We start from the raw sequence: 22,437 nt of genomic DNA, 5'->3' as shown, positions 1-22,437 counted from the left end.
ACGTGGTGGTTGGGCACGCCGTGGTAGGTGACGACCGTCGTGAAGTCGCCCTCGAAGGGTGCGGCCGGTGTCACGACGAGCTTGTAGGTGGTGGTCGCGGGGTCGACGACCCGCTCGTACGTCGCCGGCACCCCGTCGACCGTGACGGAGTCGACGGTCAGGCCCTCGAAGTCGAGCGAGAACGACCGCAGCGGAGCGCCCGTCGTCCTGGCCCGCATCGTGGTGCTGGCCGAGTCCAGGACGCCGGTCATGGAGGTGCCGACGACGCCGGTCGCGTTCCAGTCCAGGACGACGTCGTAGTGCAGGGCGTCGTAGCCGCCGTTGCCGACGTGGGGGAACATGGGGTCCCCGGCGGTCCGGGCGCCGTCCACGGGGTCCGCCGCGAAGGACGGCTGGGTGGCCGTCACGACGATGCTGCCCGCCACCATCGCGACCGGTACGGCTCGGGCGGCGACCCGCCGCCACCACGTCGACCGGCCGTTCACGTCACTCGTCGCCATGCGTTCCCTCACTCGTCGGTGCGGGGCCCGATGCCCCGCTCCTGGAACGTAGTGGCGGAGGACCGGGGGCGTGGGCGGAATCGCCCGACACGTACTCGCGCGTGCCACAAAAGTAACGCGGCGGTAACACGACGACGTGGAGGCGACCGCCTCCACTCTCAACGTATAGGCCATCCGGGGGCTTGCCGCAAGACCCCGTCGCTCCCCCACACTGCACGGCGTGATGCAGCCCGAGACCTCGCCGGATCCCCACCAGCACACCGCTCCGTTCGCCCTCCCCGACTCCCTCGCCGCCAAGGCGGACCCCGCGCTCATCGACCGGGACCGCGCCCACTTCGCGGCGGTCGCCGACAGCCTGTCGCACGCCGTCACCGAGCTCGAGACGAGCCTCGCCGAGACCCGGCGCATGCCCGCCGGCCACGGCACCGCCGCGCTGGAGCGCGACCAGGAGGTGCACCGCCTGACCGCCCGGCTGCGCGCCCTGCGGCGCTACGACCTCGACCTCTGCCTGGGCCGCATCGTGCACGCCGACCGCGACGAGCCGACGTACATCGGACGCTTCGGCCTCGCCGACCCCGGCGGCCGGCGGCTCCTGGTCGACTGGCGCTCGCCCGCCGCCGAGCCGTTCTTCGCGGCCACCCACGCGCAGCCCCACGGCCTTGTCAGCCGCCGTCGCTACCGGTGGACGGCCGGCAGGATCGTCGACTACTGGGACGAGGCGTTCACCGAGGAGGGACTCGCCCACACCGCCGCCCTCGACGACCAGTCCGCCTTCATCGCCACGCTGGGCGGCAGCCGGACGCCACGGATGCGCGACGTGCTCGCCACCATCCAGGCCGACCAGGACGCCATCGTGCGCGCCGGCTCGCGGGGCGCCCTGGTGGTCGACGGCGGGCCGGGCACCGGCAAGACGGTCGTCGCGCTGCACCGCACGGCCTACCTGCTCCACGCCGACCCCCGGCTCGGGCACCGCCGCGGTGGCGTCCTCTTCGTCGGGCCCCACCAGCCCTACCTCGCCTACGTCAGCGACGTCCTGCCCAGCCTCGGCGAGGACGGCGTGGAGACCTGCACCGTCCGCGACCTCGTCCCCGAGTCCGCGGGCGCCGTCCCCGAGGCCGACCCGCACGTGGCGTCGCTCAAGGCCGACGTCAGGATGGTCGCCGCCATCGAGCCGGCCGTCGCGCTGCACGAGGAGCCGCCCACCGAACCGATGCTGGTCGAGACGCCGTGGGCCGACGTCCGGCTCACCGTCGCGGAGTGGGCCGAGGCCTTCGCCTCCCCCGATCCGGGCACACCGCACAACCTGGCTCGCGACGACGTCTGGGACGCCGTCCTCACCATCCTTGTGGACAAGCTGGGCGATGCCCTCGACGACGTCTCCCCCGACGCCCTCCGGCGCGTGCTCGACCGGCACGGCGCGCTGCGCGACGCCGTCGACCGGGCGTGGCCGCTGCTCGAGCACACCGACGTGGTCGGCGACCTGTGGTCCGTCCCCGCCTACCTCCGCCATTGCGCGCCCTGGCTGGCGCCCGAGGAGGTCACCGCGCTGCGCCGGGCCGAGGGCGAGGCGTGGACGTACGCCGACCTGCCGCTGCTCGACGCCGCGCGGCTGCGGCTCGGCGACCCCGAGGCGTCGCGCCGCCGGCGTCGTACGCACGCTGCCGTGGCGCGCGAGCGCGCCCGGATGGACGAGGTCGTCGACGACCTGCGCACGACGGCGCGCGAGAGCGGTGCGGACGAGTACGGCGACGGGCTGGTGTCGATGCTCGTCCACCACGACCTCCGCACGGCCCTCGTGGACGACGGCGCGCTGCCCACCGCCCACGCCGACCTGCTGGCCGGGCCGTTCGCGCACGTGGTGGTCGACGAGGCGCAGGAGCTGACCGACGCCGAGTGGCAGGTGCTCCTGCGGCGCAACCCGTCGCGCAGCTTCACGATCGTCGGCGACCGCGCGCAGGCGCGCCGCGGCTTCACCGAGTCCTGGGGCGAACGGCTCGCACGGATCGGCCTGCCGCACGCCACGGTCGCCCCACTGACCGTCAACTACCGCACGCCCGCTGAGGTGATGGCCGAGGCCGAGCCGGTCATCCGCGCCGCGCTGCCGGAGGCCAACGTCCCCACGTCGATCCGCGAGAGCGGCGTGCCGGTGCTCCACTCCCCCGCCGCCGATCTCGACGCGATCCTCGCCGGCTGGCTGGCCGCGCACGACGGCACCGCCGTGGTCATCGACGCATCCCGCGACAACAGCCGGGACGCCACGCTCGAGCGGGCGTTCGGCGGTCGGGTCCGGTCGCTGACGCCGGAGACCGCCAAGGGCCTGGAGTTCGACATGGTCGTGCTCGTCGACCCGGAGCGGCTCGGGGACGGGATCACCGGCGCGGTCGACCGGTACGTCGCGATGACCCGCGCGACGCAGCAGCTCGTCGTGCTGACCTCGGACTGACGTCGGGCCGACCTCGGACCGACTCCCGCGACACCGACGGGCGGCTCAGGCGGAGCCGGCGAGCGCCTCCCGCAGCGACGCGATGTCCTCCGGGCCGACCCGGCAGCAGCCGCCCACGAGCCGGGCGCCGGCGGCGACCCACGCCGAGACGTCCTCGGGGTGGAACGCCGAGCGACCGGTCCAGGCCCGGACCTCGGCGTCCCAGGACTGGCCCGAGTTGGGGTAGACGACGGCTGGCTTGTGCGCACCGGCGGCCTCCACGGCGGCTCCCGTGTCGGCCGGGGTCGTGCAGTTGACGCCCACCGCGAGGACCTCGGCGACGTCGGCCGCCATCGCGAACGCCTCCTCGAGCGGCTCCCCCGCCCGCGTGCGACCCTCGCTCGCGGACAGCGACAGCCACGCCGGCACGCCGCTGCCGTCGAGCTCGGCCAGCACGGCCTCGACCTCGGCGAGGCACGGGACAGTCTCGACCGCCAGCACGTCGGCGCCCGCACCGACGGTCGAGGCCAGGACGTCGAGCCGGGGCCGGTGGAACGCGCGCAGCGCGGCCACGTCCAGGCCGTAGTCGCCGCGGTACTCCGAGCCGTCGGCCAGCACGGCGCCGTACGGCCCGACCGAGGCGGCCACCCAGCCGCCCGGTGCGGCCTCGTCGCGCGCCGCAGCCGCCAGCGCCACGCTGCGGCGCAGCAGCCGCTCGACCTCGCCACGGTCCACGCCCTCGGTGCCGAAGCCCTCGAACGACACCTGGTAGGAAGCGGTCGTGGCCACCTCGGCGCCCGCGGCGAAGAACTCGCGGTGGGCGTCCTCGATGGCGGCCGGGTCGTCGCGCAGCAGCCGCGCCGACCAGAGGTGGCTGGACAGGTCGTGGCCGTGCCGCTCGAGCAGGGTCGCCAGCCCGCCGTCGAGGACGACGGGACGTGTCGCCACCGTCGACCGCAGGTCGGAGGTGTCGCCGGGAGCGGGGTCCGTCGGGCTCATGCAGCCATGCTCGCAGGTCCCGGGGCGGGCGCCGGTGGCTGCTCGCTTGTCGGCGTCGGCAACGATCGGTCCGTGCCAGAAGGACACACCATCCACCGACTCGCCCGACGACACGCCCGCCTCATCGGGGGCCGGCACGTCTCGGCCGACAGCCCCCAGGGCAGGTTCGAGGACGGCGCGCGCCTGCTCGACGGCCGCGCGCTGAGCGCCACCGACGCCTGGGGCAAGCACCTCTTCCACCGCTACGACGACCTGTGGCTCCACGTCCACCTCGGCCTCTACGGCACGTTCCGGGACGGCACGCTGCCCGCACCGGCGCCCCGGGGCGCCCTGCGGCTGCGGCTGGTCGGCGGCGGTCACTGGCTCGAGCTGCGTGGCCCGACGGCGTGCGAGGTGCTCACCGACGACGAGCGCGGGCGCATCCTGGCCCGCCTCGGTCCCGACCCGCTGCGGCGACGCCCGGACGTCGAGGCGTTCGTGGCCCGGGTGCTGCGCAGCCGCGCCCCGATCGCGACCCTGCTGATGGACCAGTCGGTCGTCGCCGGTGTCGGCAACGTCTACCGGGCCGAGGTCCTGTTCCGCCACCGCCTCGACCCGTTCCGGCCCGGCCGCGACCACGACGCCGCCGTCCTCCACGCGCTGTGGGACGACCTGGTGGTGCTGCTGCGCGCCGGGGTCCGCGCGGGTCGCATCGTCACGACGCTCCCCGAGGACCGCGAACGCCCCTCGGGCCGGCCGCGCCGCGAGGACGCGCACTACGTCTACCGCCGCACCGACCTGCCCTGCCGCATCTGCGGCACGCCGGTCCAGGACGGCGAGATCGCGGCCCGCCGGCTCTACTGGTGCCCGGTCTGCCAGGTCTGAGGCCCTGCTGCGCAGTCGCCCGGGCCGTCAGTCGTGCTCACGGGACCAGGGCGAGCACCGCCGACGGGTCCTCGACGTGGGCGTTGTGCCCCAGCCCCGGCAGGCTCACCGGGTCGGTCACCAGCCCTTCGAGGTCCTGCGCGGTGACCATCGGGTCGTGCTGGCCGCGGGCGAGCACGACCGGGCACGCGACGGCGGCGAGCAGGCCGGCCATGTCGGGCACGCCGACGGCGAACGTGCGCGGGTCCTGCGCGAGCCGCCAGCCACTCCCCTCTCCCGCGGCGCTGCGGTCCACGACGGCGGTGTCCACCATCGGGTCGTCGGCGGGCACCAGCCCGGCGAGGCCGGAGACGCGCAGGAACCGGTCGACCGCCTGCTCGCGCGTGTCGTAGGCCGTCACCGGACGCTCGCCCGTCGCCACCGCCCGCGCCGCGTCCTCGGGCGGCCACGACACCTTCACGCCGAGCGCCACCACGGCGGTCACCCGCTCGGGCGCCAGCGCGGCCAGGGCGAGCGCGACCACGCCGCCCATCGAGTGTCCGAGCACCGGCACCGGGTGGTCGAAGGACTCGAGGAGGGGTCGCACCGCCTCGGCGTGCCGCTCGAAGGTGTAGGGCGGGTCCCAGGCAGCGCCGCCGTGACCGGGCAGGTCGGGCGCCAGCGCCCGCGGCGGGCGGAGGACGCCGCGCCAGACCCCGCCGGTGGCGCCGAGCCCGTGGAGGAGCAGCATCACGCGCCGACGTACGCAGCCAGGTGCTTGCCCGTGAGCGTCGGCTCCTTCGCCGCGACCATGTCGGCCGGCGGGCCCTCGTAGACGATCGTGCCGCCCTCGTGGCCGGCGCCGGGGCCGATGTCGATGATCCAGTCGGCGTGGGCCATGACGGCCTGGTGGTGCTCGATGACGATGACCGACTTGCCGGAGTCGACGAGGCGGTCGAGCAGGCCGAGGAGGTTCTCCACGTCGGCGAGGTGCAGGCCGGTGGTGGGCTCGTCGAGGATGTAGACGTCGCCCTTCTCCCCCATCTGCGTGGCCAGCTTGAGGCGCTGGCGCTCGCCGCCCGACAGCGTGGTCAGGGGCTGGCCCAGCGAGAGGTAGCCCAGACCGACGTCGACGAGCCGCTCGAGGATCTTCATCGCGGCCGGGATCCTGGCCTCCCCGTCGCTGAAGAGCTCGCGCGCGGCGAGGACCGACATCTCGTGCACCTCGGCGATGTCCTTGCCGCCGAGGGTGTACTCCAGGACCTCGGCCTTGAACCGGCGCCCCTCGCACTCCTCGCACGGCGACTCGACGGTGGCCATCGGGCCGAGCTCGGTGAAGATGACCCCGGCGCCGTTGCAGGTCGAGCACGCGCCCTCGGAGTTGGCGCTGAACAGCGCCGGCTTGACCCCGTTGGCCTTGGCGAAGGCCTTGCGGATCGGCTCGAGCAGCCCGGTGTAGGTCGCCGGGTTGCTGCGCCGCGACCCCTTGATGGCGCCCTGGTCGATGACGATCACCTCGTCGCGCCCGGCGAGCGAGCCGTGGATGAGCGAGCTCTTGCCCGACCCGGCGACGCCGGTGACGACGGTCAGCAGGCCGAGCGGCACGTCCACGTCGACGTCCTTGAGGTTGTGCGTGCTCGCGCCGCGCACCTCCATGGTCCCGGTGGCCTCGCGCACGGTGTCCTTCAGCGTCGCCCGGTCGTCGAGGTGCTTACCGGTGATCGTGCCGCTCCTCCGGAGCCCCTCGAGGTCGCCCTCGAAGCAGATGCTGCCGCCCGCAGCGCCCGCGGCGGGGCCGATGTCGACGATGTGGTCGGCGATCGCGATGGTCTCCGGCTTGTGCTCGACCACCAGCACGGTGTTGCCCTTGTCGCGCAGCTGGAGCAGCAGGTTGTTCATCCGCTCGATGTCGTGCGGGTGCAGCCCGATCGTGGGCTCGTCGAAGACGTAGGTGACGTCGGTGAGGGACGAGCCGAGGTGACGGATCATCTTGGTGCGCTGCGCCTCGCCACCGGACAGGGTGCCGGCCGGGCGGTCGAGCGAGAGGTAGCCCAGGCCGATCTCGGAGAACGAGTCGAGCAGGTGCTGCAGGCCCTTGAGCAGCGGCGCGACCGACGGCTCGTCGAGGTCGCGGACCCAGTCGCCGAGGTCGCTGATCTGCATCGCGCACAGGTCGGCGATCGACATGCCGTTGATCTTCGACCTCCGCGCCTCGGGCGTGAGCCGCGTGCCCTCGCACTCGGGACAGGTCTGGAAGGTCACCGCCCGGTCGACGAACCGCCGGATGTGCGGCTGCATCGCCTCGGGGTCCTTGGACAGGATCGACTTCTGGATCTGCGGGATCATGCCGGTGAAGGTGAGGTTGACGCCCTCCACCTTGAGCTTGGTCGGCTCCGACCACAGCATCGTCTCGAGCTGCTTCTTGGTGAACGACTTGATCGGCTTGTCCATCGGCAGGCCCATGCCCTCGAAGAGCCGGCCGTACCACCCGTCCATGGAGTAGCCGGGCACGGTGAGGGCGCCGTCCGAGAGCGACTTCTCCTCGTCGTAGAGCGCGGTCAGGTCGATGTCGTTGACCTTGCCCATGCCCTCGCAGCGCGGGCACATGCCGCCGAGGTAGACCTCCTGCTTGGCGATCCGCCGCTCGGTGCGACCGCCCTTCTCCGTCGTCATCATCCCGCTCGCCTTGCGGGTCGGGACGTTGAAGGAGTACGCCGTCGGCGGCCCGACGTAGGGGTCCCCGAGCCGGCTGAAGAGGATCCGCAGCATCGCGTTGGCGTCGGTCGCGGTGCCGACGGTGGACCGCGGGTTGGCGCCCATCCGCTCCTGGTCGACGATGATCGCCGTGGTCAGGCCCTCGAGGTGGTCGACGTCGGGACGCGACAGCGAGGGCATGAACCCCTGCACGAAGGCGCTGTAGGTCTCGTTGATCATCCGCTGCGACTCCGCCGCGATGGTCGCGAAGACCAGCGAGCTCTTGCCGGAGCCGGAGACGCCCGTGAAGACGCTGAGCCGGCGCTTCGGCAGGTCCACCGACACGTTCTTGAGGTTGTTCTCCCTCGCGCCCTCGACCCTGATCAGCGCATGGTCGTCGGCTGGGTGTGTGCTCGTCATCGTCCGCGTCTCCCTCGTCGCTCCCGGCGTGTCCGCCGCCCCGTGGCTGCGGCAATCCTGCCAGTACGACGCGCCGCTGGGGAGGTGTGTGACCGCCCGCCCCTCCGGATGGGGTGCCCGCCTTGACCGGCGTGCCAGTGTCGAGGACATGACCACCCATGACGACCAGCTCGCGACCGTTGCCGAGATCATGAAGGAGACCCGCATCGCCGTGCTCACCTACATCGCCGGTGACGGGTCGCTGGTCTCGACCCCGATGGGCAACCAGGACTTCGAGCACCCGGGCACGACGTGGTTCCTCACCGAGCGCGACACCGACAAGGTGCGTGCCATCCAGGCCGACCCGCGGGTCAACGTGTCCTACGCCAGCGACGTCGGCTGGGTCTCGCTGACCGGCACCGCGCGGGTCAACGACGACCGGGCCAAGCTCGAGGAGCTCTGGGACGCCTCGGCCGGCGCCTTCATGACCGGCGGCCCCGAGGACCCGACCAACGTGCTCCTGCAGGTCGACGGCGCCACCGCGGAGTACTGGGAGTCCCCCGGCAAGGTCGTCTCCGCGATCGAGCTCGCCAAGGGGCTGATCGGTCGCAGCAAGCCCGACCTGGGCGACAACGACACCGTCGAGCTCTGACGGAGGGCCCCGGTGCTCGTCGAGGCGCAGGGACCCGCCAGTGCCGGTGAGGCCTGGCGACGCTTCACCACCCCCGGCACCTGGCCGGACTGGGCTCAGCTGATCACCCACGTCGAGTCGAGCGACCCGGTCCTCGCGGTCGGCACGTCGGGCCGCGTGCACGGCCCCGCCGGGGTCGCCGTCGACTTCGAGATCACGCGCGTCGACCCCGAGCTGCGCACGTGGTCGTGGACCGTGCGACGCGGTCCGGTGTCGGTCGGGATGGACCACCACGTCGTGGCGGCTCCGGCCGGCGGGAGCCGCGCGTTTCTCCGCGTGCCCGGCCGCGCCGCCGCGCTGCTCCAGCCCTACCGGGTCCCCGCGGGCGCCGCGCTGCGCGGGCTCGTGGGCGAGCCCGGCGGCGAGACCACCGTCGAGCCGGTCACCTCCTTCGACTTCGCCTTCGCGCCGTCGTACGCCCGCGCCGCCCGCCCGTTCGGGATCACCCCCCGGACGACGACCGTCGAGGTCGGGCCGTCGTGGCTCTACGTCCGCTACGGGCCCAGGCGGCTGCTCACCCCGCGCAGCAACATCGCCGGGGCCGAGGTCACCGGCGGCTTCGGCTTCGCGAAGACCGCAGGCCCGCCGCACCTGTCCCTGAGCGACCGCGGCGTCTCCTTCACCACCAACGGCGACCGCGCGCTGTGCCTGCGCTTCCACGAGCCGGTGCCGGCCATCGACCCGACCGCCACCATCCGGCACCCGGGGGCCACCCTCGCCGTGGCCGAGCCCGAGCGGCTCGCCGAGGCGCTCGACCTCGACCTCTAGGCTCCGGGCATGGGCATCGTCCACCGCGCCACGCTCACGCCGTCCAAGCAGGAGCCCGTCGCGACGTGGCTCCCCACGCAGACCTGGGCGGAGGGTCTGGTCGTCGCGGAGAAGGTCGCGGAGTACCGCTTCGACGACCCCGCCGGCGAGGTGGGCGTCGAGACCCTCCTGTGGCGCACCACGGACGGGGCTCTCCTGCAGGTGCCGCTCACCTACCGCGCCGCACCCCTGCCCGCGGCCGAGGAGCACCTGGTCACCACCGCCCACCACTCCGTGCTCGGCGAGCGCTGGGTCTACGACGGCTGCGGCGACCCGGTGTGGGCCGCCACCCTTGTGACGGCCGTCCTCACCGGGGCCGAGCAGTCACCGATGTTCTTCGAGGACGGCGGCACGCGCATCGACATCCCGGCCCGGATGCACGTCCGCGGCAGCGGGAGCGAGGCCTCCGGCCCCCCGATCGACGCCGTCGACTCCGTCATCCACAGTGGCGTCGTGACGACCGTGCGTGCCGGCTCGGCGGAGATCGAGCTGGCGCGCGTCGTGGACGCCCCGCTGGGCGACGGCGCCCGGCTCGTGGGCTGCGTCGGCGACGCGCCCGACGAGACGGTCCTCGCCGTCGTGCGCACGGCCTGAGGCGGCCGCTGGCCTCGGAAGGGATGGTCAGTCGATGTTCGCCCCCACGTGTCCGCGAGTACCCCGGGGCGCTCCCGTACAGGTGGAGCCGAACAAGGACTGTCCCGACACACGGTGTCAGGCGCGCTCCACCTCGAGCCCCAGCCACGCGGCCAGGGCGTCCAGCTCCGCGTCGACCCGAGCCCGCCGGTCGGGCGACCAGTCGCCGTCCTCGTGCACTGCGTCGACGACCAGCACGCCCGCCTCCCGGTCCGCGGTGGCGTCGACCTTCCCGACGAGCTCGTCGCCGTCGAGCACCGGCATCGCCCAGTAGCCCCACCGGCGCGCGGCCGCGGGCTTGTACATCTCCAGCTGGTAGTCGAAGCCGAAGAGCTCCTCCATGCGCTTGCGGTCGAAGACGAGCCGGTCGAGCGGCGAGAGGATCGCCGTACGGCCGCGCCAGGCGCCGTCAGCCTCCTCGAGGAGGGTCGGGTCGACCTGCCACAGCCCGCGCACCCCCTCCACCCGGGCCGGCTCGCCGACGTCGCGCACGTCGTAGGGCTCGTGCCACGCCTCGAGGGCGCGGGGGCGGGCGACGCCGAGGGCGCGCAGGCGCCGTTGCGCGAGGGCGCGGTGGGCCTCCTCGGCCGGCACCGCCGGATCACCCGGGTGGATCCGCTCGGCGAGGTCCCACCGACGCTCGCGACCCTCCCGGGACGCGACCGCCACCTCGCCGCGCGCCTCCAGGCACTCGAGCAGCTTCATCACGTTCTTGTTGTTGGTCCACCCCGTCGAGCGCCAGGGCACCTCGCAGGTGTCGGGCAGGTCGCGCGCGGCCGTGGGTCCCTCGGAGCGCAGCAGGGCGAGGATCTCGCGCCGGCAGCCGTCGTTGGCCGCCACCCAGTCGCGGACGTCCTCCTGCCACTCCCGGAGCGGGGGCTCGCCGGGCCAGGCGTCCATGTCGGCGCGGAACAGCGCGATGTCCTCGCTGGGCCGCAGCATCGCCTGGTGCTCGACGACCGCGCCGTTGCCGACCAGCTCCTCGAGGTCCTCCGGCTCGTAGGTGCTCCCGAGCCGGGTCCACAGCGCGAGGTCGGCGTGCCGCGCGACGACGCTCGTCAGGTCGACCTGCAGGAAGCCGAGGTGCCGGACGACGTCGAGGACGTCGGTGGGCCGCTGCGCGGTCAGCAGCTGGGCGCGTACGGCGACCCGCCGGGCCTGCTGCGCCGACAGCTCGACCACCCGTGCGGCACCCATGCGCCGATCCTAGGCCGGTCGCGACCGCGCTGACGGACCACCGGGCATGGCCCGAACGGGTCATTCGTGCCCCACATCGGGCAATTCCGGGCGTGTTCGCCCGTGGGCCGCGTCATGGGCTGGCACCGTGGACGTCATAGGGGAAAGACCATCTCGGATCACCAGGCTGTGGGGGCAACACCATGTGGGACACCGTCGAGACCAGCACGGTCCACCTGTCGCACGACCGTCCGTGCGGAGGCTGCGGCCACGGGCCGCACACCTACCTCCCGTGCTCGGACACCTGCGACTGCGCCCACGGGCGCGACCGCGTCCTCAGCGCCGTCTGAGCCGGCGCCGGGCCTTCCGCACCACGCCCTCGCGCGGCGGCGGGTGCCCCTGCTCGTCGAGCTCGTAGGCAGCCACCTTCGCCAGCCGCGGCCGCGCGTGGTCGTCGACGACCTCGCCGGTCACCCACCACATCCGCAGGCCGCGCCCGGCCACCCGCAGCAGCGCGAGGTTGTTGTCGAACCAGGGCCCCTCGGCGTAGTGCCAGCGCAGCGGCGCGTCCGGGACCTTCGTCGAGCGCGACGCGAGCCGGCCGACCGGCCCGGCCACCCCGTACGACAGCACGGCCGTCGCGAACCGCGTGTGGCGCGACAGCGGGTTGCGGATCGGCGAGCACACCGCCTGCAGGACCGTGGACTCAAGGCGCCGGCCGCCCCTGGCCGGGCGGGCCTCGCTGACATAGCTGTGGTGCACGTCGCCGGAGAGGAACGTGACCGTGGACGGGGCCCTGCCGCGCTCCCCCGCCGCCACCTCCATCGTCTGCTGCGCCAGCTCCTGGAAGCTGCGCTGGAAGGCCCCCCAGTGCTCCAGGTCGACGGTCGTGCGCAGCTTCTCGCCCACCTTGCTGCCCCGCTCACCCCAGGCGCCGCCGGCCAGCGCCTCGCCGAACGCCTCGAGGTGGTGCAGCCCGCGCGCCAGCAGGAACGGCAGTGACGTGCCGATGAACAGGTGGTCGACGTCGCCACGGAGCTGCTGGTCGAGCCATGCCGCCTCGTCCGGGTCGAGCATCGCGCGACTGTCCGGGTCGAGCTGGCGGGCCGCCCGCGAGTCGACCACGACGAGGCGGGCCTGGGTGTCGAAGTCGCGCGTGTGGCTCCAGCGGTACGTCGACGGCAGCTGGTCGACCCGCTCGGCGAAGGCGTCCAGGACGTCACCGAGGTCGAGCTCGTCGTCGCCGGCGTGCGCGAGCACCTTGGCGTAGATCTCGTCCTCGGCCCGGTCGGCCGGCGAGAGGTTGCCGAGGTGCTGGTAGACCCAGTAGGACGCCAGGCCGGCCACGATGCGGCCGTGCCACCACGACGTCGCCTCCATCTCCTGACGCCAGGCCATCGAGGTGTTCCAGTCGTCGCGGATGTCGTGGTCGTCGAAGATCATCGCGCTCGGGACGGTGGACAGCAGCCAGCGGTTGGCGTCGTCGGACCAGGCCAGCTTGTAGAGGTGGGCGTACTCCTCGAAGTCCTGGAGCTCGGTCCACGGCGGCTCGCTGATGTCGCGACGCGACTCGATGAACTCCTGCATCGCCTCGGTGGTCTCGTCGGCGTAGACCTGGTCGCCGAGGAAGAGCAGGAGGTCGGGCAGCCGGTCGGGCGCCAGGTCCGGGTCGTCGGGGTCGACCGGCGGGGCGTGGTCCGCCACGCGCAGCGCCCACGCCCGGAGCGCGTCGACGCCGTGGGTGCCGTTGCCCTTCTCGTCGTGCGACACCGAGGTGCGGCACGACCCGAAGGCCAGGTGCAGCGGGCGCCCGGGCTCCAGCGTGGCGATCACGGGAGCCGGGAAGGGAGAGCCGGCCTCGGGCCAGACCCGCTCGCCGTCGACCTCGACGGCGTAGGCCTCGGTCGACCCGGGCTGCAGGTCGCCCAGCTCGACGAGCGCGTAGTGGTGCCCGTGGACCGCGAAGGTCCGGGCGCTGGCGGACGTCTCACCCCGCCGCACCGTGACGGTGCCCGCGTCGCGGGTCTCGACCCACACGGCTGCCGACGTCTCGTCGACGTGGCGCAGGAGCGGCCCGAGCACCAGCGGGCTGTCGGACCCACTCACGGCTGGAGGAGGACCTTGATCGCGCGGCGCTCGTCCATGGCGCGGTAGCCCTCGGCGGACTCCGCCATGGGCAGCGTCAGGTCGAAGACGCGGCCGGGGTCGATGGCCCCGGAGAGGACGCGCTCCAGCAGGTCGGGGAGGTAGCGGCGCACCGGGGCCATCCCGCCGGCCAGGCCGACGTTCTTCTGGAACATCCGGCGGATCGGCAGCTCGACGCCGTGCGGCACGCCGACGAAGCCGACGGTCGAGCCCGGACGGGCGACGGCGAACGCCGTCTTCATCGCCTGGTCGGTGCCGACGCACTCGAGCACCGCGTCCGCGCCGACCCCGTCGGTCAGCTCCATGATGCGGGCGCCGCCCTCCTTGCCGCGCTCGGCGACGATGTCCGTGGCGCCGAAGGCGCGGGCGATCTCCTGCCGGGGCTCGTGGCGCGACATCGCCACCACCCGCTCCGCCCCGAGCTGGGCGGCCGCCAGCACGCCGCTGAGACCGACGGCTCCGTCGCCGACCACGACGGCGGTATCGCCGGGCTTCACGCCGGCGGCGACGGCGGCGTGCCAGCCGGTGGCCATCACGTCGGTGAGCGCGAGCAGCGACGGGATCATGTTCGCGTCGGGCATGCCGTCCGTGGCGACGAGGCTGCCGTCGGCCTGGGTGACGCGGGCGTACTCCCCCTGGCCGCTCTGGGTGATCCCGAGGTTCACGCACGCGGACTGCATGCCCGCCACACAGTGCGGGCAGGTGTTGTCGCAGTGGCAGAACGGCACGATGACGAAGTCGCCGACCTTGGTCCGGCTCACCTCCGAGCCGACCTCCTCCACCACGCCCACGCACTCGTGGCCGATGGTCGTCCCCGGGTCGACGTCGTTCTCACCGCGGTAGGGCCACAGGTCCGAGCCGCAGATGCAGCCGGCGACCACCTTGATGATGGCGTCGGTGGGCTCCTCGATCGTGGGGTCCGGGACCTCCTCGAAACGGATGTCGCCGGGGGCGTGGATGGTGGTTGCGCGCATGGTCGCGATACTGCCACGAGGCAGCCCACACCCGTCCCCTCCTGCGGGCGTCCCGACGCGAACTGCCCCGGCGCGTGCCGACTGGCGTTATCTCATATCTGAGATACCGTGGTGCACATGGCTGACTACAAGGGTCGCATCGGCAACCTGATCCGCGACGCCCGCAAGCACCGGGGACTCACCCAGCACCAGCTGGCCGACCTGCTCGGCACCAGCCAGAGTGCCATCAACCGCATCGAGAAGGGCCACCAGAACCTCTCGCTCGAGATGCTCGCCCGCATCGGCTCCGCCCTCGACTCCGAGATCGTGGCCCTCGGCGCCGGCCCGACGCACCTGCGCGTCGACGGCCCGACCACGCTCTCCGGCTCCATCACGGTGAAGACGTCCAAGAACGCCGGCGTCGCACTGCTGTGCGCGTCCCTGCTCAACAAGGGACGTACGACGCTGCGCAAGGTCGCCCGCATCGAGGAGGTCAACCGGCTGCTCGAGGTGCTCAACTCCCTCGGCGTGGTCACCCGGTGGGTGGGCGAGGACAACGACCTCGAGATCATCCCGCCCGCCGAGCTCGACCTGTCCCAGATCGACGAGGGCGCCGCGCGGCGCACCCGCTCGGTCATCATGTTCCTCGGTCCCCTGCTCCACCGCGTCGACGAGTTCGAGCTGCCCTACGCCGGTGGCTGCAACCTCGGCACGCGCACGGTCGAGCCCCACATGGCCGCCCTGCGCCCATTCGGCCTCGAGGTGAAGGCCACCGACGGCGCCTACCACGCGAGCGTCAACCGCGCCCTCGAGCCCGAGCGCCCGATCGTGCTGACCGAGCGCGGCGACACCGTGACCGAGAACGCGCTCATGGCCGCCGCGCTCCACCCGGGCACGACCGTCATCCGCAACGCCTCGTCCAACTACATGGTCCAGGACCTGTGCTTCTACCTCCGCAAGCTCGGCGTCGAGGTCGAGGGCGTGGGCACCACGACGCTGCGGGTGACCGGCAAGGCGTCCATCGACGTCGACGTCGACTACGCCCCCTCCGAGGACCCGATCGAGGCCATGTCGCTGCTCGCGGCGGCGATCGTCACGAAGTCCTCGATCACCATCCACCGGGTGCCGATCGAGTTCCTCGAGATCGAGCTCGCGACGCTCGAGGAGATGGGCTTCCGCTACGACCGCTCCGAGGAGTACGTCGCGCTCAACGGCGAGACCCGCCTGGTCGACATCACCACCCACGCCTCCGAGCTGCGGGCGCCGCTCGACAAGATCCACCCGATGCCGTTCCCCGGCCTCAACATCGACAACCTGCCGTTCTTCGCCGTCATCGCCGCGGTCGCCGAGGGGCAGACGCTGCTGCACGACTGGGTCTACGAGAACCGCGCCATCTACCTCACCGAGCTCAACAAGCTCGGCGCCCAGGTCAAGCTCCTCGACCCCCACCGGGTGCTCGTCGAGGGACCGACGCACTTCTCCGGCGCGGAGATCGTCTGCCCGCCGGCGCTGCGCCCGGCCGTGGTGATCCTGCTCGCGATGCTGGCCTCCAAGGGCCGCAGCGTGCTGCGCTCGACGTACGTCATCCACCGCGGCTACGAGGACCTCGCCGAGCGCCTCAACGAGCTCGGCGCCAACATCGAGACCTTCAGAGACATCTGAAGTTTGGGACGCGCGGACCTCTCGGGGGCACTGCTCGAGCACGGCTGACCCGAGGGAGCGTCCGCGGCGCGCCCGCGACGACGAACGAGCGGGCTTCCAGCGCCGCGGACACCGCGAGCGGAGCGAGCTAGTTGAACAGCGTCTCCACCCACGCGCGGGAGACCTTGCCGGCGGCGGGCGGGGCGGTCATGTCGGCGGTGATGCGGGGCATGGGCGCGGTGTGCTGGCCGGCGTTGCGGTGCCAGTCGGTCTCGGCCTCGACCAGGAGGCCGAGGTCGGCGCGGTCGAGGAAGACGCCGTGGCCCTCCGGGCACTGGCGGACGGTGGCCTGGCCGAGGTCTCGCTCCTGCATCTCGACGCCGCAGCGGGGACAGGTCATGCTCTCCATCCCCTGACCGTACTCCTCACCCGCATACTCATGCCGTGACCGCGCCACTCCCCTCGCCGACTCCGGCCTCGTCGGCCTACCTCGACTCGCCGCACCCGCTCGCCTTCGCACACCGCGGTGGGGCCTACCACCCCGAGATCGAGGGGCTGGAGAACACGCTGGCGGCCTTCACCCACGCGGTGGCGCTCGGCTACACCTACCTCGAGACCGACGTGCACGTCACCAGTGACGGCGTCCTGCTCGCCTTCCACGACACGGTCCTGGACCGCGTCACCGACCGCACGGGCACCATCTCCGAGAGCACCTGGGCCGAGGTCCAGCAGGCGCTCATCGGCGGGCGGGAGCGGGTGCCGACGCTCGCGGAGCTGTTCGAGGCGTTCCCGGAGGCCCGCTTCAACATCGACCTCAAGTCCGAGGGAGCCGTCGAGGCGCTCGCGCGGTTCATCGAGGAGCGCCGGGCATGGGACCGCGTGCTGATCGGGTCGTTCTCCGGGCGGCGGATGGCGGCGTTCCGGCGGCGCACGCGCGGACGCGTCGCCACCTCGGCGCACCCGCTGGAGGTGGTCGCCTTCGTGCTCTCCCCCAGCGGCCGGCTCGCGCGCCTGCTGACCCGCGGCCGACCGGTCGCCCTGCAGGTGCCGCACCGGCGTGGCCGGCTCGTCGTGGTCACCCGAGGGCTCGTACGACGCGCGCACGCCGCCGGCGTGGAGGTGCACGTGTGGACCATCGACGACCCGGCCGAGATGAACGTCCTCCTCGACCGTGGTGTCGACGGCCTCATGACCGATCGCACGGACATACTCAGGGACGTGCTCCGCGCCCGCGGGCAGTGGAACCCTCCGGTGAAGGATGAGGCATGAGTGACGTCGACGGTGGCATCGCCGACCTGAGGCCGCTGGTGCGGGCCCAGGAGCAGAAGGCCTGGTACTTCTACGACTGGGCCAACAGCGCCTTCGCCACCACGATCGCCGGCGTCCTCTTCGGGCCCTACCTCATCGCCATCGCCGAGGAGGCCGCGGTCGACGATCGGGTCTCGGTGCTGGGCATCGCCGTGGCGCCCGGCGCCCTCCCGGCCTACGTCATCACCTTCTCCACGCTGATCTCGGCGCTCGTGCTGCCGCTGCTCGGCGCCGTCGCGGACCGGACGGCGCGCAAGAAGGACATGCTCGCCGGCTTCGCCTGGACCGGGTCGTTCTTCGCGGCGCTGCTGTTCTTCATGACCGGCGACAACTGGCAGCTCGGCGCCATCACGTTCGTCCTGGCCAACCTGTGCTTCGGCGCGTCGGCGGTGTTCAACGACGCCATCCTCCCGCTGATCTCCGACGAGTCCGAGCGCGACCGGGTCTCGACGCGGGGCTGGGCCTACGGCTACGCCGGCGGAGGCCTGCTGCTGGCGCTCAACTTCGTGCTGGTCAGCTTCCACGACACCTTCGGGCTCACCGAGGGCATGGCGGTGCGCATCTCGCTGCTCTCCGCCGCCGTGTGGTGGGCGGCCTTCACGTTCATCCCCTGGCGCGGGCTCCAGAACCACCCGCCGGTGCACGTCGAGCAGGTCGAGGGCGGCGTGCTGCAGCGCAGCTTCGGCCAGCTGCTGCAGACCCTCAAGGACATGCGCAACTACCCCGTCGCGCTCACGTTCCTGCTGGCCTACCTGTTCTTCAACGACGGCATCCAGACCGTCATCAGCCAGGCCTCCGTCTACGGCGTGGAGGAGCTCGGCTTCCCGCAGGGCACGATGCTCGGCGTCTACCTGCTCGTGCAGTTCGTGGCGGTCGGCGGCGCGCTGCTCTTCGGCCGGATCGCCGCCGTGCGCGGCGCGAAGTCGACCATCCTCGGCGGCCTGGTCGTGTGGATGCTCATCGTGACGGCGGCACTGTTCATCCCCGAGGAGTCCCTCCTGCCGCTGCTCGCCCTCGGCGTCGCCATCGGCATCGTCCTCGGCGGCACGCAGGCACTCGCCCGGTCCTACTTCTCGCTGCTGATCCCCCGCGGCAAGGAGGCCGAGTACTTCAGCTTCTACCACGCGATGGAGCGGGGCACGTCGTGGTTCGGGACGCTCGTGTTCGGCCTCGTCTACACCTTCACCGACTCCTACCGACCGGCGATCTTCGCGCTGATCATCTTCTTCGTCGTCGGCGGTCTCTTGCTGATGCGCGTGGACACCGCCCGCGGCATCCGCGACGCCGGCAACGACGTCCCCGCCGTCATCTGAGAGGTGTCACGACGGCCCTCCGGACGGGTCGCGAGGGCCGGTCGTACCCGCCTGCTCACCCCTGCGTGTGGTGCTCATCACCCCTGCGGGTGGACGCCGCCCCGCCTGAGCGTGGTCGGGACAACGCGAGATCCGCGGAATGTGGGGTCCCCCGCTACCGTTGAAGGATCAAGGGAACGAGCCGCGCCACCACAAGTGGCGTCACGACACGGCGTCTGGCTCGTTACACCTACAACCCCGGACACACTCGACGGGGTCAGCAACCCAAACTGGAGGTGGGCACGGTGGCGGAGCGCACACTGCGTGGCGCGAGGCTCGGAGGCCAGAGTTTCGAGGACGAGCGCGGCATCGAGTTCGCTGCTCGGCAGCAGGTCGGATACCGGTGCAAGCAGGGACACGACTTCGAGGTCACGATGTCGGTCGAGGCCGACGTCCCGGCCGTGTGGGAGTGCCCGCGCTGCGGCGCGGAGGCACTGAGCACGGCGGGCATCCTCCCCGAGGAGAAGGTCGAGAAGCCGGCTCGTACGCACTGGGACATGCTGCTGGAGCGGCGTTCGGAGAAGGAGCTCGAGGACATCCTCAAGGAGCGCCTGGAGCTGCTGCGCGGCGGCGAGATCGGTCCCGCGCACCTGCACCGCGCGAACAAGAAGAAGCGCGTCTCCTGACGCTCTGAGCGCGACTCGACTCAGTCGACCACGTCGCCCTGGACGACCGGGCCCTCGGGCCCGGGTCCGGGGCGTCGTGCGTTTCCAGGGCCGAACCCGGCCCCGAACCCTGGCCCCACCCCCGGCGCGAAGGGCGCCACGACCAGGCGGCGCTCCACGACCGAGGTCAGCAGGCGACGCGCGACCGGTCGGGTGAAGGGCAGGATGAGCAGGATCCCGAGCAGGTCGAGCAGGAACCCGGGGCTGAGCATGAGGGTGCCGCCGATGAGGATCAGCGCCCCGTCGGCGAGCTCGCGGGCGGGCATCCGGCCACCCTGGAGGGCCTCGCGCAGGGCGCGCCACGCGCGTCCGCCCTCTCGCTTGATGAGCCAGGCGCCGACGAGGCTGTCGAGCACCAGGAGCGCGATGGTCCACCACGGCCCGACCAGCTGGCCGACCTGGAGGATCGCCCAGATCTCGGCCAGCGGCACCACCACGAAGGCGACGGCCAGCAGCGGGCGCAGCCACGCCCGCCGACGGCGCTGCGGCGGTCGCGAGGCGCCGCGGGGCGCCCTCGACTGGGTCATGCCCGCACCTTGTGGCGCGTGAGCCGGGCACGTCGCTCGGACAGCCCCCAGCTGGTGATCTTGCGCAGCGACTCGCTCGCGACCTGGCCGCTCATCTTGGAGTCGCCCCGCTCGCGCTCGACGAAGTCGATCGGCACCTCGACGAGGCGCAGGCCGCGGCTCACCGTGCGGTAGGCGAGATCGGTCTGGAACACGTACCCAGTAGACCGCACCGATCCAAGGTCGATCGCCTCGAGCGTGCTCCGGCGGAACAGCCGGTAGCCGGCGGTGGCGTCCTTGACCCGCATCCCGAGCAGCAGCCGGACGTAGAGGTTGCCCCCGCGCGAGAGCAGCAGGCGCTGCAGCGGCCAGTTGACCACCGAGCCGCCGGGGACGTAGCGCGAGCCGATGACGAGGTCGGCGGTGCGCAGGGCGTCGAGGAGGCGCTGGAGCTGCTCGGGCTGGTGGGAGCCGTCGGCGTCCATCTCCCCGATGACGTCGTAGCCGGCCCTCAGCGCGACGTCGAAGCCGTGGAGGTAGGCCGCACCCAGGCCCGCCTTCTCCGTGCGGTGCACCACCGAGACCGCCTCGTCCTCGGCGGCCAGGCGGTCGGCGATCGCCCCGGTGCCGTCGGGGCTGTTGTCGTCGACGACCATCACGTCGACCCCCGGCTGCGCCGTGCGGAGCCGGCCCACGATCCACTCGAGGTTCTCGGACTCGTTGTAGGTGGGGACGACCATCACGCACCGCCCGAGACCTTCGACTCCCACGTGCAGCTACCTCGCTCCTACGGCTTCGGGGACGGGGCGGTCGCCACGTCGGCGACGACGATAGGTGACGAGCACCGCCAGCGTGTGGCAGACGAGGAACACGAGGGCGAGCCGAGCGGGCCAGACACCCATGCGCACGGCCGGGGTGAGCGTCGAGCTGAGCCCGACGGTCTCGACGAGGACCTCCTGGCCGCGCGCCGGCACGGACGCGACGACGGTGCCGTCGGGGCGTACGACGCCGGAGATGCCGTTGATCGCCGCCACCACCACCCATCGGCCGGTCTCCTGGGCGCGCAGCCGGCTGATCTCGAACTGCTGCGCGAGCTGGTCGGTGCGGCTGAACATCGCGTTGCTGGTCTGCACCGTCACGAGCTCGGCGCCGCTGGCGACCTGCCCGGCGATCCCCTCGTCGTAGGCCACGTCGAAGCAGATCGCGTCGGCCACCAGTACGTCGGCGACCCGCAGCGGCTCGAGGCTGGTGCCGCGCACCATGTCGCGGGGCACCTCGGTCAGCCGACCGTAGGTGGAGGGCATCCAGCTGCTGCCGCGGAAGGGGATGTACTCCCCGTAGGGCACCGGGTGCCGCTTGGTGTAGCGGTCGCCGCCGCCGAGGCCGGGGTGGTAGACGATCCCCTGGTTGAGGACCTGGCCGTCGTCGAGCGGGTCGCTGTTGGTCCCGCCCACGATGATCGGCACGTCGATCGCGTCGGACGCCGCGACGATGCCCGCGTTGATCCCGGGGTCGAGGAAGGGGTCGACGGCGGTCGAGTTCTCCGGCCACACCACGAAGTCGGGTGCCTCCTGCTCCCCCGCCGCCACCGCGTCCGCGAGCTCGCGGGTGAGCCGGACGTGGTCGGCGGTGACCTCGCGGTGGACCGCCGGCACGTTGAGCCCCGTGCCGGGCACGTCACCCTGCACGGCGGCCACCGTGGTGGTGCCGGTCTCCTCGACGGGGTAGGGCACGAGGGCCGGGGCCAACGTCACGGCGACGAGCCCGGCCACGGCGACGTACGCGGCCCGCGACGGCGCACGCAGCTGCAGCAGCACCCACGCCAGGGTCGTGCCGGTCAGCGCGACGAGGAGGCTGACCCCGGTCATCCCCAGCCACGGCAGGGCGTCGGCCCACGGCGTGCCGGCCGTGGCGTAGGCGAGTCGGCCGAACGGCATCCCGGAGAAGGGGAAGCCGCTGCGCCACGTCTCGATGCCCACCCACCACAGCGCCGCCCAGACCGGCCAGGCCCGCAGGCGCATGCTCCACGAGAGGCCGATGCCCAGCGGGACGAAGAAGGCAGCCTCCATCGCGCACATGGCGATCCAGGCGTCGGTGCCGACCGCGCGCATCCACTCCATCACCGCGTAGGTGAACGTGATGCCGAACAGCAGGCTCGGGATCCACGCCCGTCCGGGCCCCAGGCCGCGGACGGAGAAGACGAGTGCCGCGATGCCGACGGGCATCAGCCACGCCCAGCCGACCGGCTCGAAGGCCGCCGCCAGCACGAGTCCGCCGGCGAGGGCGAGGAGGCAGCGCAGCGGCACGCTGGAACCGTAGCCGACGGGTGCACGCCTGCAGGGTGCGGGAGGAACGCAGGGACTTCGGACCGACGCACGACCGCCTGGCTGACGATCGCGCGAAGTTGTCTACGGCCCCGTGGTTCCTCCCGCATCCGGCCCCCGCGGGGCACTCCCGGCAGGACGCCGGACGACGGGCATCGCTGGCTTCGCGAACCCCACGTCTGACCTCCCGGTGCCGAAGGTGCCACCCACGAGCTGCACAGGCGGACCCGGGAACAATCCCTTTCCTCGCCGGGAGTGTCAACACGGCCCTGACCTGCGCGTATGCGCGAAACCGCAGGTCACAGAGCCGACCCTGGTTGAGAACTTCCCCAACGAATCTGCCCCGGCACCGGCGTGTCGTCGTGGACACGCCGGTACC

General features: G+C 72.6%; 20 protein-coding genes. 10 read left to right on the top strand and 10 right to left on the bottom strand.

Annotation, left to right across the window (positions count from 1 at the left end; genetic code table 11):
• The first annotated feature begins 87 nt into the window (after nt 1-87).
• Entirely contained in the window at nt 88-300 is a 213-nt protein-coding gene (locus SHK17_RS10195) for a hypothetical protein (RefSeq protein ID WP_322921976.1), read from the top strand.
• Between the two features lie 423 nt (nt 301-723).
• Complete coding sequence (gene helR, locus SHK17_RS10190) at nt 724-2,943, top strand: RNA polymerase recycling motor ATPase HelR (RefSeq protein WP_322922019.1); 2,220 nt, start codon at nt 724-726, stop codon at nt 2,941-2,943.
• 45 nt (nt 2,944-2,988) lie between these two features.
• On the opposite strand, the gene mmuM is transcribed toward helR, so the two are convergent.
• Nucleotides 2,989-3,921, bottom strand: coding sequence for a homocysteine S-methyltransferase (gene mmuM / locus SHK17_RS10185; RefSeq protein WP_322424231.1), 933 nt, complete (start codon nt 3,919-3,921; stop codon nt 2,989-2,991).
• Nucleotides 3,922-3,993: 72 nt separating this feature from the next.
• Between mmuM and SHK17_RS10180 the strand changes: the two genes are divergently transcribed.
• The gene (locus tag SHK17_RS10180) at nt 3,994-4,785 is read left to right on the top strand and encodes an Fpg/Nei family DNA glycosylase (RefSeq protein WP_172272275.1); all 792 of its coding nucleotides are present in this window, start codon (nt 3,994-3,996) and stop codon (nt 4,783-4,785) included.
• A gap of 37 nt (nt 4,786-4,822) precedes the next feature.
• Here the strand turns inward: SHK17_RS10180 and SHK17_RS10175 are convergent, their stop codons facing one another.
• Nucleotides 4,823-5,515 (bottom strand): alpha/beta fold hydrolase, encoded by a 693-nt coding sequence (locus tag SHK17_RS10175; RefSeq protein WP_172273694.1) that lies wholly within the window; start codon nt 5,513-5,515, stop codon nt 4,823-4,825.
• Nucleotides 5,515-7,878 carry an excinuclease ABC subunit UvrA gene (locus SHK17_RS10170; RefSeq protein WP_322921975.1) on the bottom strand — a complete coding sequence of 788 codons (2,364 nt, stop codon included), beginning with the start codon at nt 7,876-7,878 and terminating at the stop codon, nt 5,515-5,517. Before SHK17_RS10170 ends, SHK17_RS10175 begins: the two co-directional genes overlap by 1 nt.
• Nucleotides 7,879-8,026: 148 nt before the next feature.
• On the opposite strand from SHK17_RS10170, the gene SHK17_RS10165 reads away from it, so the two are divergent.
• From SHK17_RS10165 to SHK17_RS10155, 3 genes are read left to right on the top strand one after another with little or no spacing between them, the layout of a single operon-like run.
• Complete coding sequence (locus tag SHK17_RS10165; protein WP_322921974.1) at nt 8,027-8,509, top strand: pyridoxamine 5'-phosphate oxidase family protein; 483 nt, start codon at nt 8,027-8,029, stop codon at nt 8,507-8,509.
• Nucleotides 8,510-8,521: 12 nt separating this feature from the next.
• A complete protein-coding gene (locus SHK17_RS10160; RefSeq protein WP_322921973.1) occupies nt 8,522-9,316 on the top strand; it encodes an SRPBCC family protein in 795 nt (264 codons plus the stop codon).
• Nucleotides 9,317-9,325: 9 nt separating this feature from the next.
• Nucleotides 9,326-9,949, top strand: a complete 624-nt coding sequence (locus tag SHK17_RS10155) for a CG0192-related protein (protein WP_322921972.1) — start codon at nt 9,326-9,328, stop codon at nt 9,947-9,949.
• 117 nt (nt 9,950-10,066) lie between these two features.
• Here the strand turns inward: SHK17_RS10155 and SHK17_RS10150 are convergent, their stop codons facing one another.
• The 3 genes from SHK17_RS10150 to SHK17_RS10140 all read right to left on the bottom strand — a co-directional run bounded on the left by SHK17_RS10150 (nt 10,067) and on the right by SHK17_RS10140 (nt 14,283).
• Complete coding sequence (locus SHK17_RS10150; protein ID WP_322921971.1) at nt 10,067-11,185, bottom strand: DNA glycosylase AlkZ-like family protein; 1,119 nt, start codon at nt 11,183-11,185, stop codon at nt 10,067-10,069.
• 315 nt (nt 11,186-11,500) lie between these two features.
• Nucleotides 11,501-13,270 carry an alkaline phosphatase D family protein gene (locus SHK17_RS10145; RefSeq protein ID WP_322921970.1) on the bottom strand — a complete coding sequence of 590 codons (1,770 nt, stop codon included), beginning with the start codon at nt 13,268-13,270 and terminating at the stop codon, nt 11,501-11,503.
• On the bottom strand, nt 13,267-14,283 hold the full coding sequence (locus SHK17_RS10140) for a zinc-dependent alcohol dehydrogenase family protein (RefSeq protein WP_322921969.1): 1,017 nt from the start codon (nt 14,281-14,283) through the stop codon (nt 13,267-13,269). The genes SHK17_RS10145 and SHK17_RS10140 overlap by 4 nt, the downstream gene beginning before the upstream one ends.
• Nucleotides 14,284-14,400: 117 nt before the next feature.
• Here SHK17_RS10140 and SHK17_RS10135 point away from each other — a divergent pair, with 117 nt between their 5' ends.
• Nucleotides 14,401-15,924 carry a helix-turn-helix domain-containing protein gene (locus tag SHK17_RS10135; protein ID WP_172272299.1) on the top strand — a complete coding sequence of 508 codons (1,524 nt, stop codon included), beginning with the start codon at nt 14,401-14,403 and terminating at the stop codon, nt 15,922-15,924.
• Nucleotides 15,925-16,051: 127 nt separating this feature from the next.
• On the opposite strand, the gene SHK17_RS10130 is transcribed toward SHK17_RS10135, so the two are convergent.
• Nucleotides 16,052-16,303: a TFIIB-type zinc ribbon-containing protein gene (locus SHK17_RS10130; protein WP_322921968.1), complete on the bottom strand. Its 252-nt coding sequence runs from the start codon at nt 16,301-16,303 to the stop codon at nt 16,052-16,054.
• Nucleotides 16,304-16,347: 44 nt separating this feature from the next.
• Between SHK17_RS10130 and SHK17_RS10125 the strand changes: the two genes are divergently transcribed.
• The 3 genes from SHK17_RS10125 to SHK17_RS10115 all read left to right on the top strand — a co-directional run bounded on the left by SHK17_RS10125 (nt 16,348) and on the right by SHK17_RS10115 (nt 19,189).
• Nucleotides 16,348-17,172, top strand: coding sequence for a glycerophosphodiester phosphodiesterase (locus SHK17_RS10125; protein ID WP_322424222.1), 825 nt, complete (start codon nt 16,348-16,350; stop codon nt 17,170-17,172).
• Entirely contained in the window at nt 17,169-18,524 is a 1,356-nt protein-coding gene (locus tag SHK17_RS10120) for an MFS transporter (protein WP_172272308.1), read from the top strand. The genes SHK17_RS10125 and SHK17_RS10120 overlap by 4 nt, the downstream gene beginning before the upstream one ends.
• A gap of 284 nt (nt 18,525-18,808) precedes the next feature.
• Complete coding sequence (locus SHK17_RS10115) at nt 18,809-19,189, top strand: RNA polymerase-binding protein RbpA (protein ID WP_172272311.1); 381 nt, start codon at nt 18,809-18,811, stop codon at nt 19,187-19,189.
• Between the two features lie 20 nt (nt 19,190-19,209).
• Here the strand turns inward: SHK17_RS10115 and SHK17_RS10110 are convergent, their stop codons facing one another.
• Genes SHK17_RS10110 through lnt form a run of 3 tightly spaced genes read right to left on the bottom strand, consistent with a single transcriptional unit; the run spans nt 19,210 to nt 22,040 of the window.
• The gene (locus SHK17_RS10110) at nt 19,210-19,755 is read right to left on the bottom strand and encodes an FxsA family protein (protein WP_172272314.1); all 546 of its coding nucleotides are present in this window, start codon (nt 19,753-19,755) and stop codon (nt 19,210-19,212) included.
• Entirely contained in the window at nt 19,752-20,504 is a 753-nt protein-coding gene (locus tag SHK17_RS10105) for a polyprenol monophosphomannose synthase (protein WP_322921967.1), read from the bottom strand. Before SHK17_RS10105 ends, SHK17_RS10110 begins: the two co-directional genes overlap by 4 nt.
• A 6-nt stretch (nt 20,505-20,510) precedes the next feature.
• Entirely contained in the window at nt 20,511-22,040 is a 1,530-nt protein-coding gene (gene lnt, locus SHK17_RS10100; RefSeq protein ID WP_172272317.1) for an apolipoprotein N-acyltransferase, read from the bottom strand.
• Between the last annotated feature and the right edge of the window lie 397 nt (nt 22,041-22,437).

Origin of the sequence: Nocardioides renjunii, from assembly GCF_034661175.1 — a bacterium.
Taxonomy (GTDB): Bacteria; Actinomycetota; Actinomycetes; order Propionibacteriales; family Nocardioidaceae; genus Nocardioides; species Nocardioides renjunii.
The sequence above is the reverse complement of the archived record's forward strand: the minus strand, read 5'-3'. Positions and strand labels throughout refer to the sequence as shown.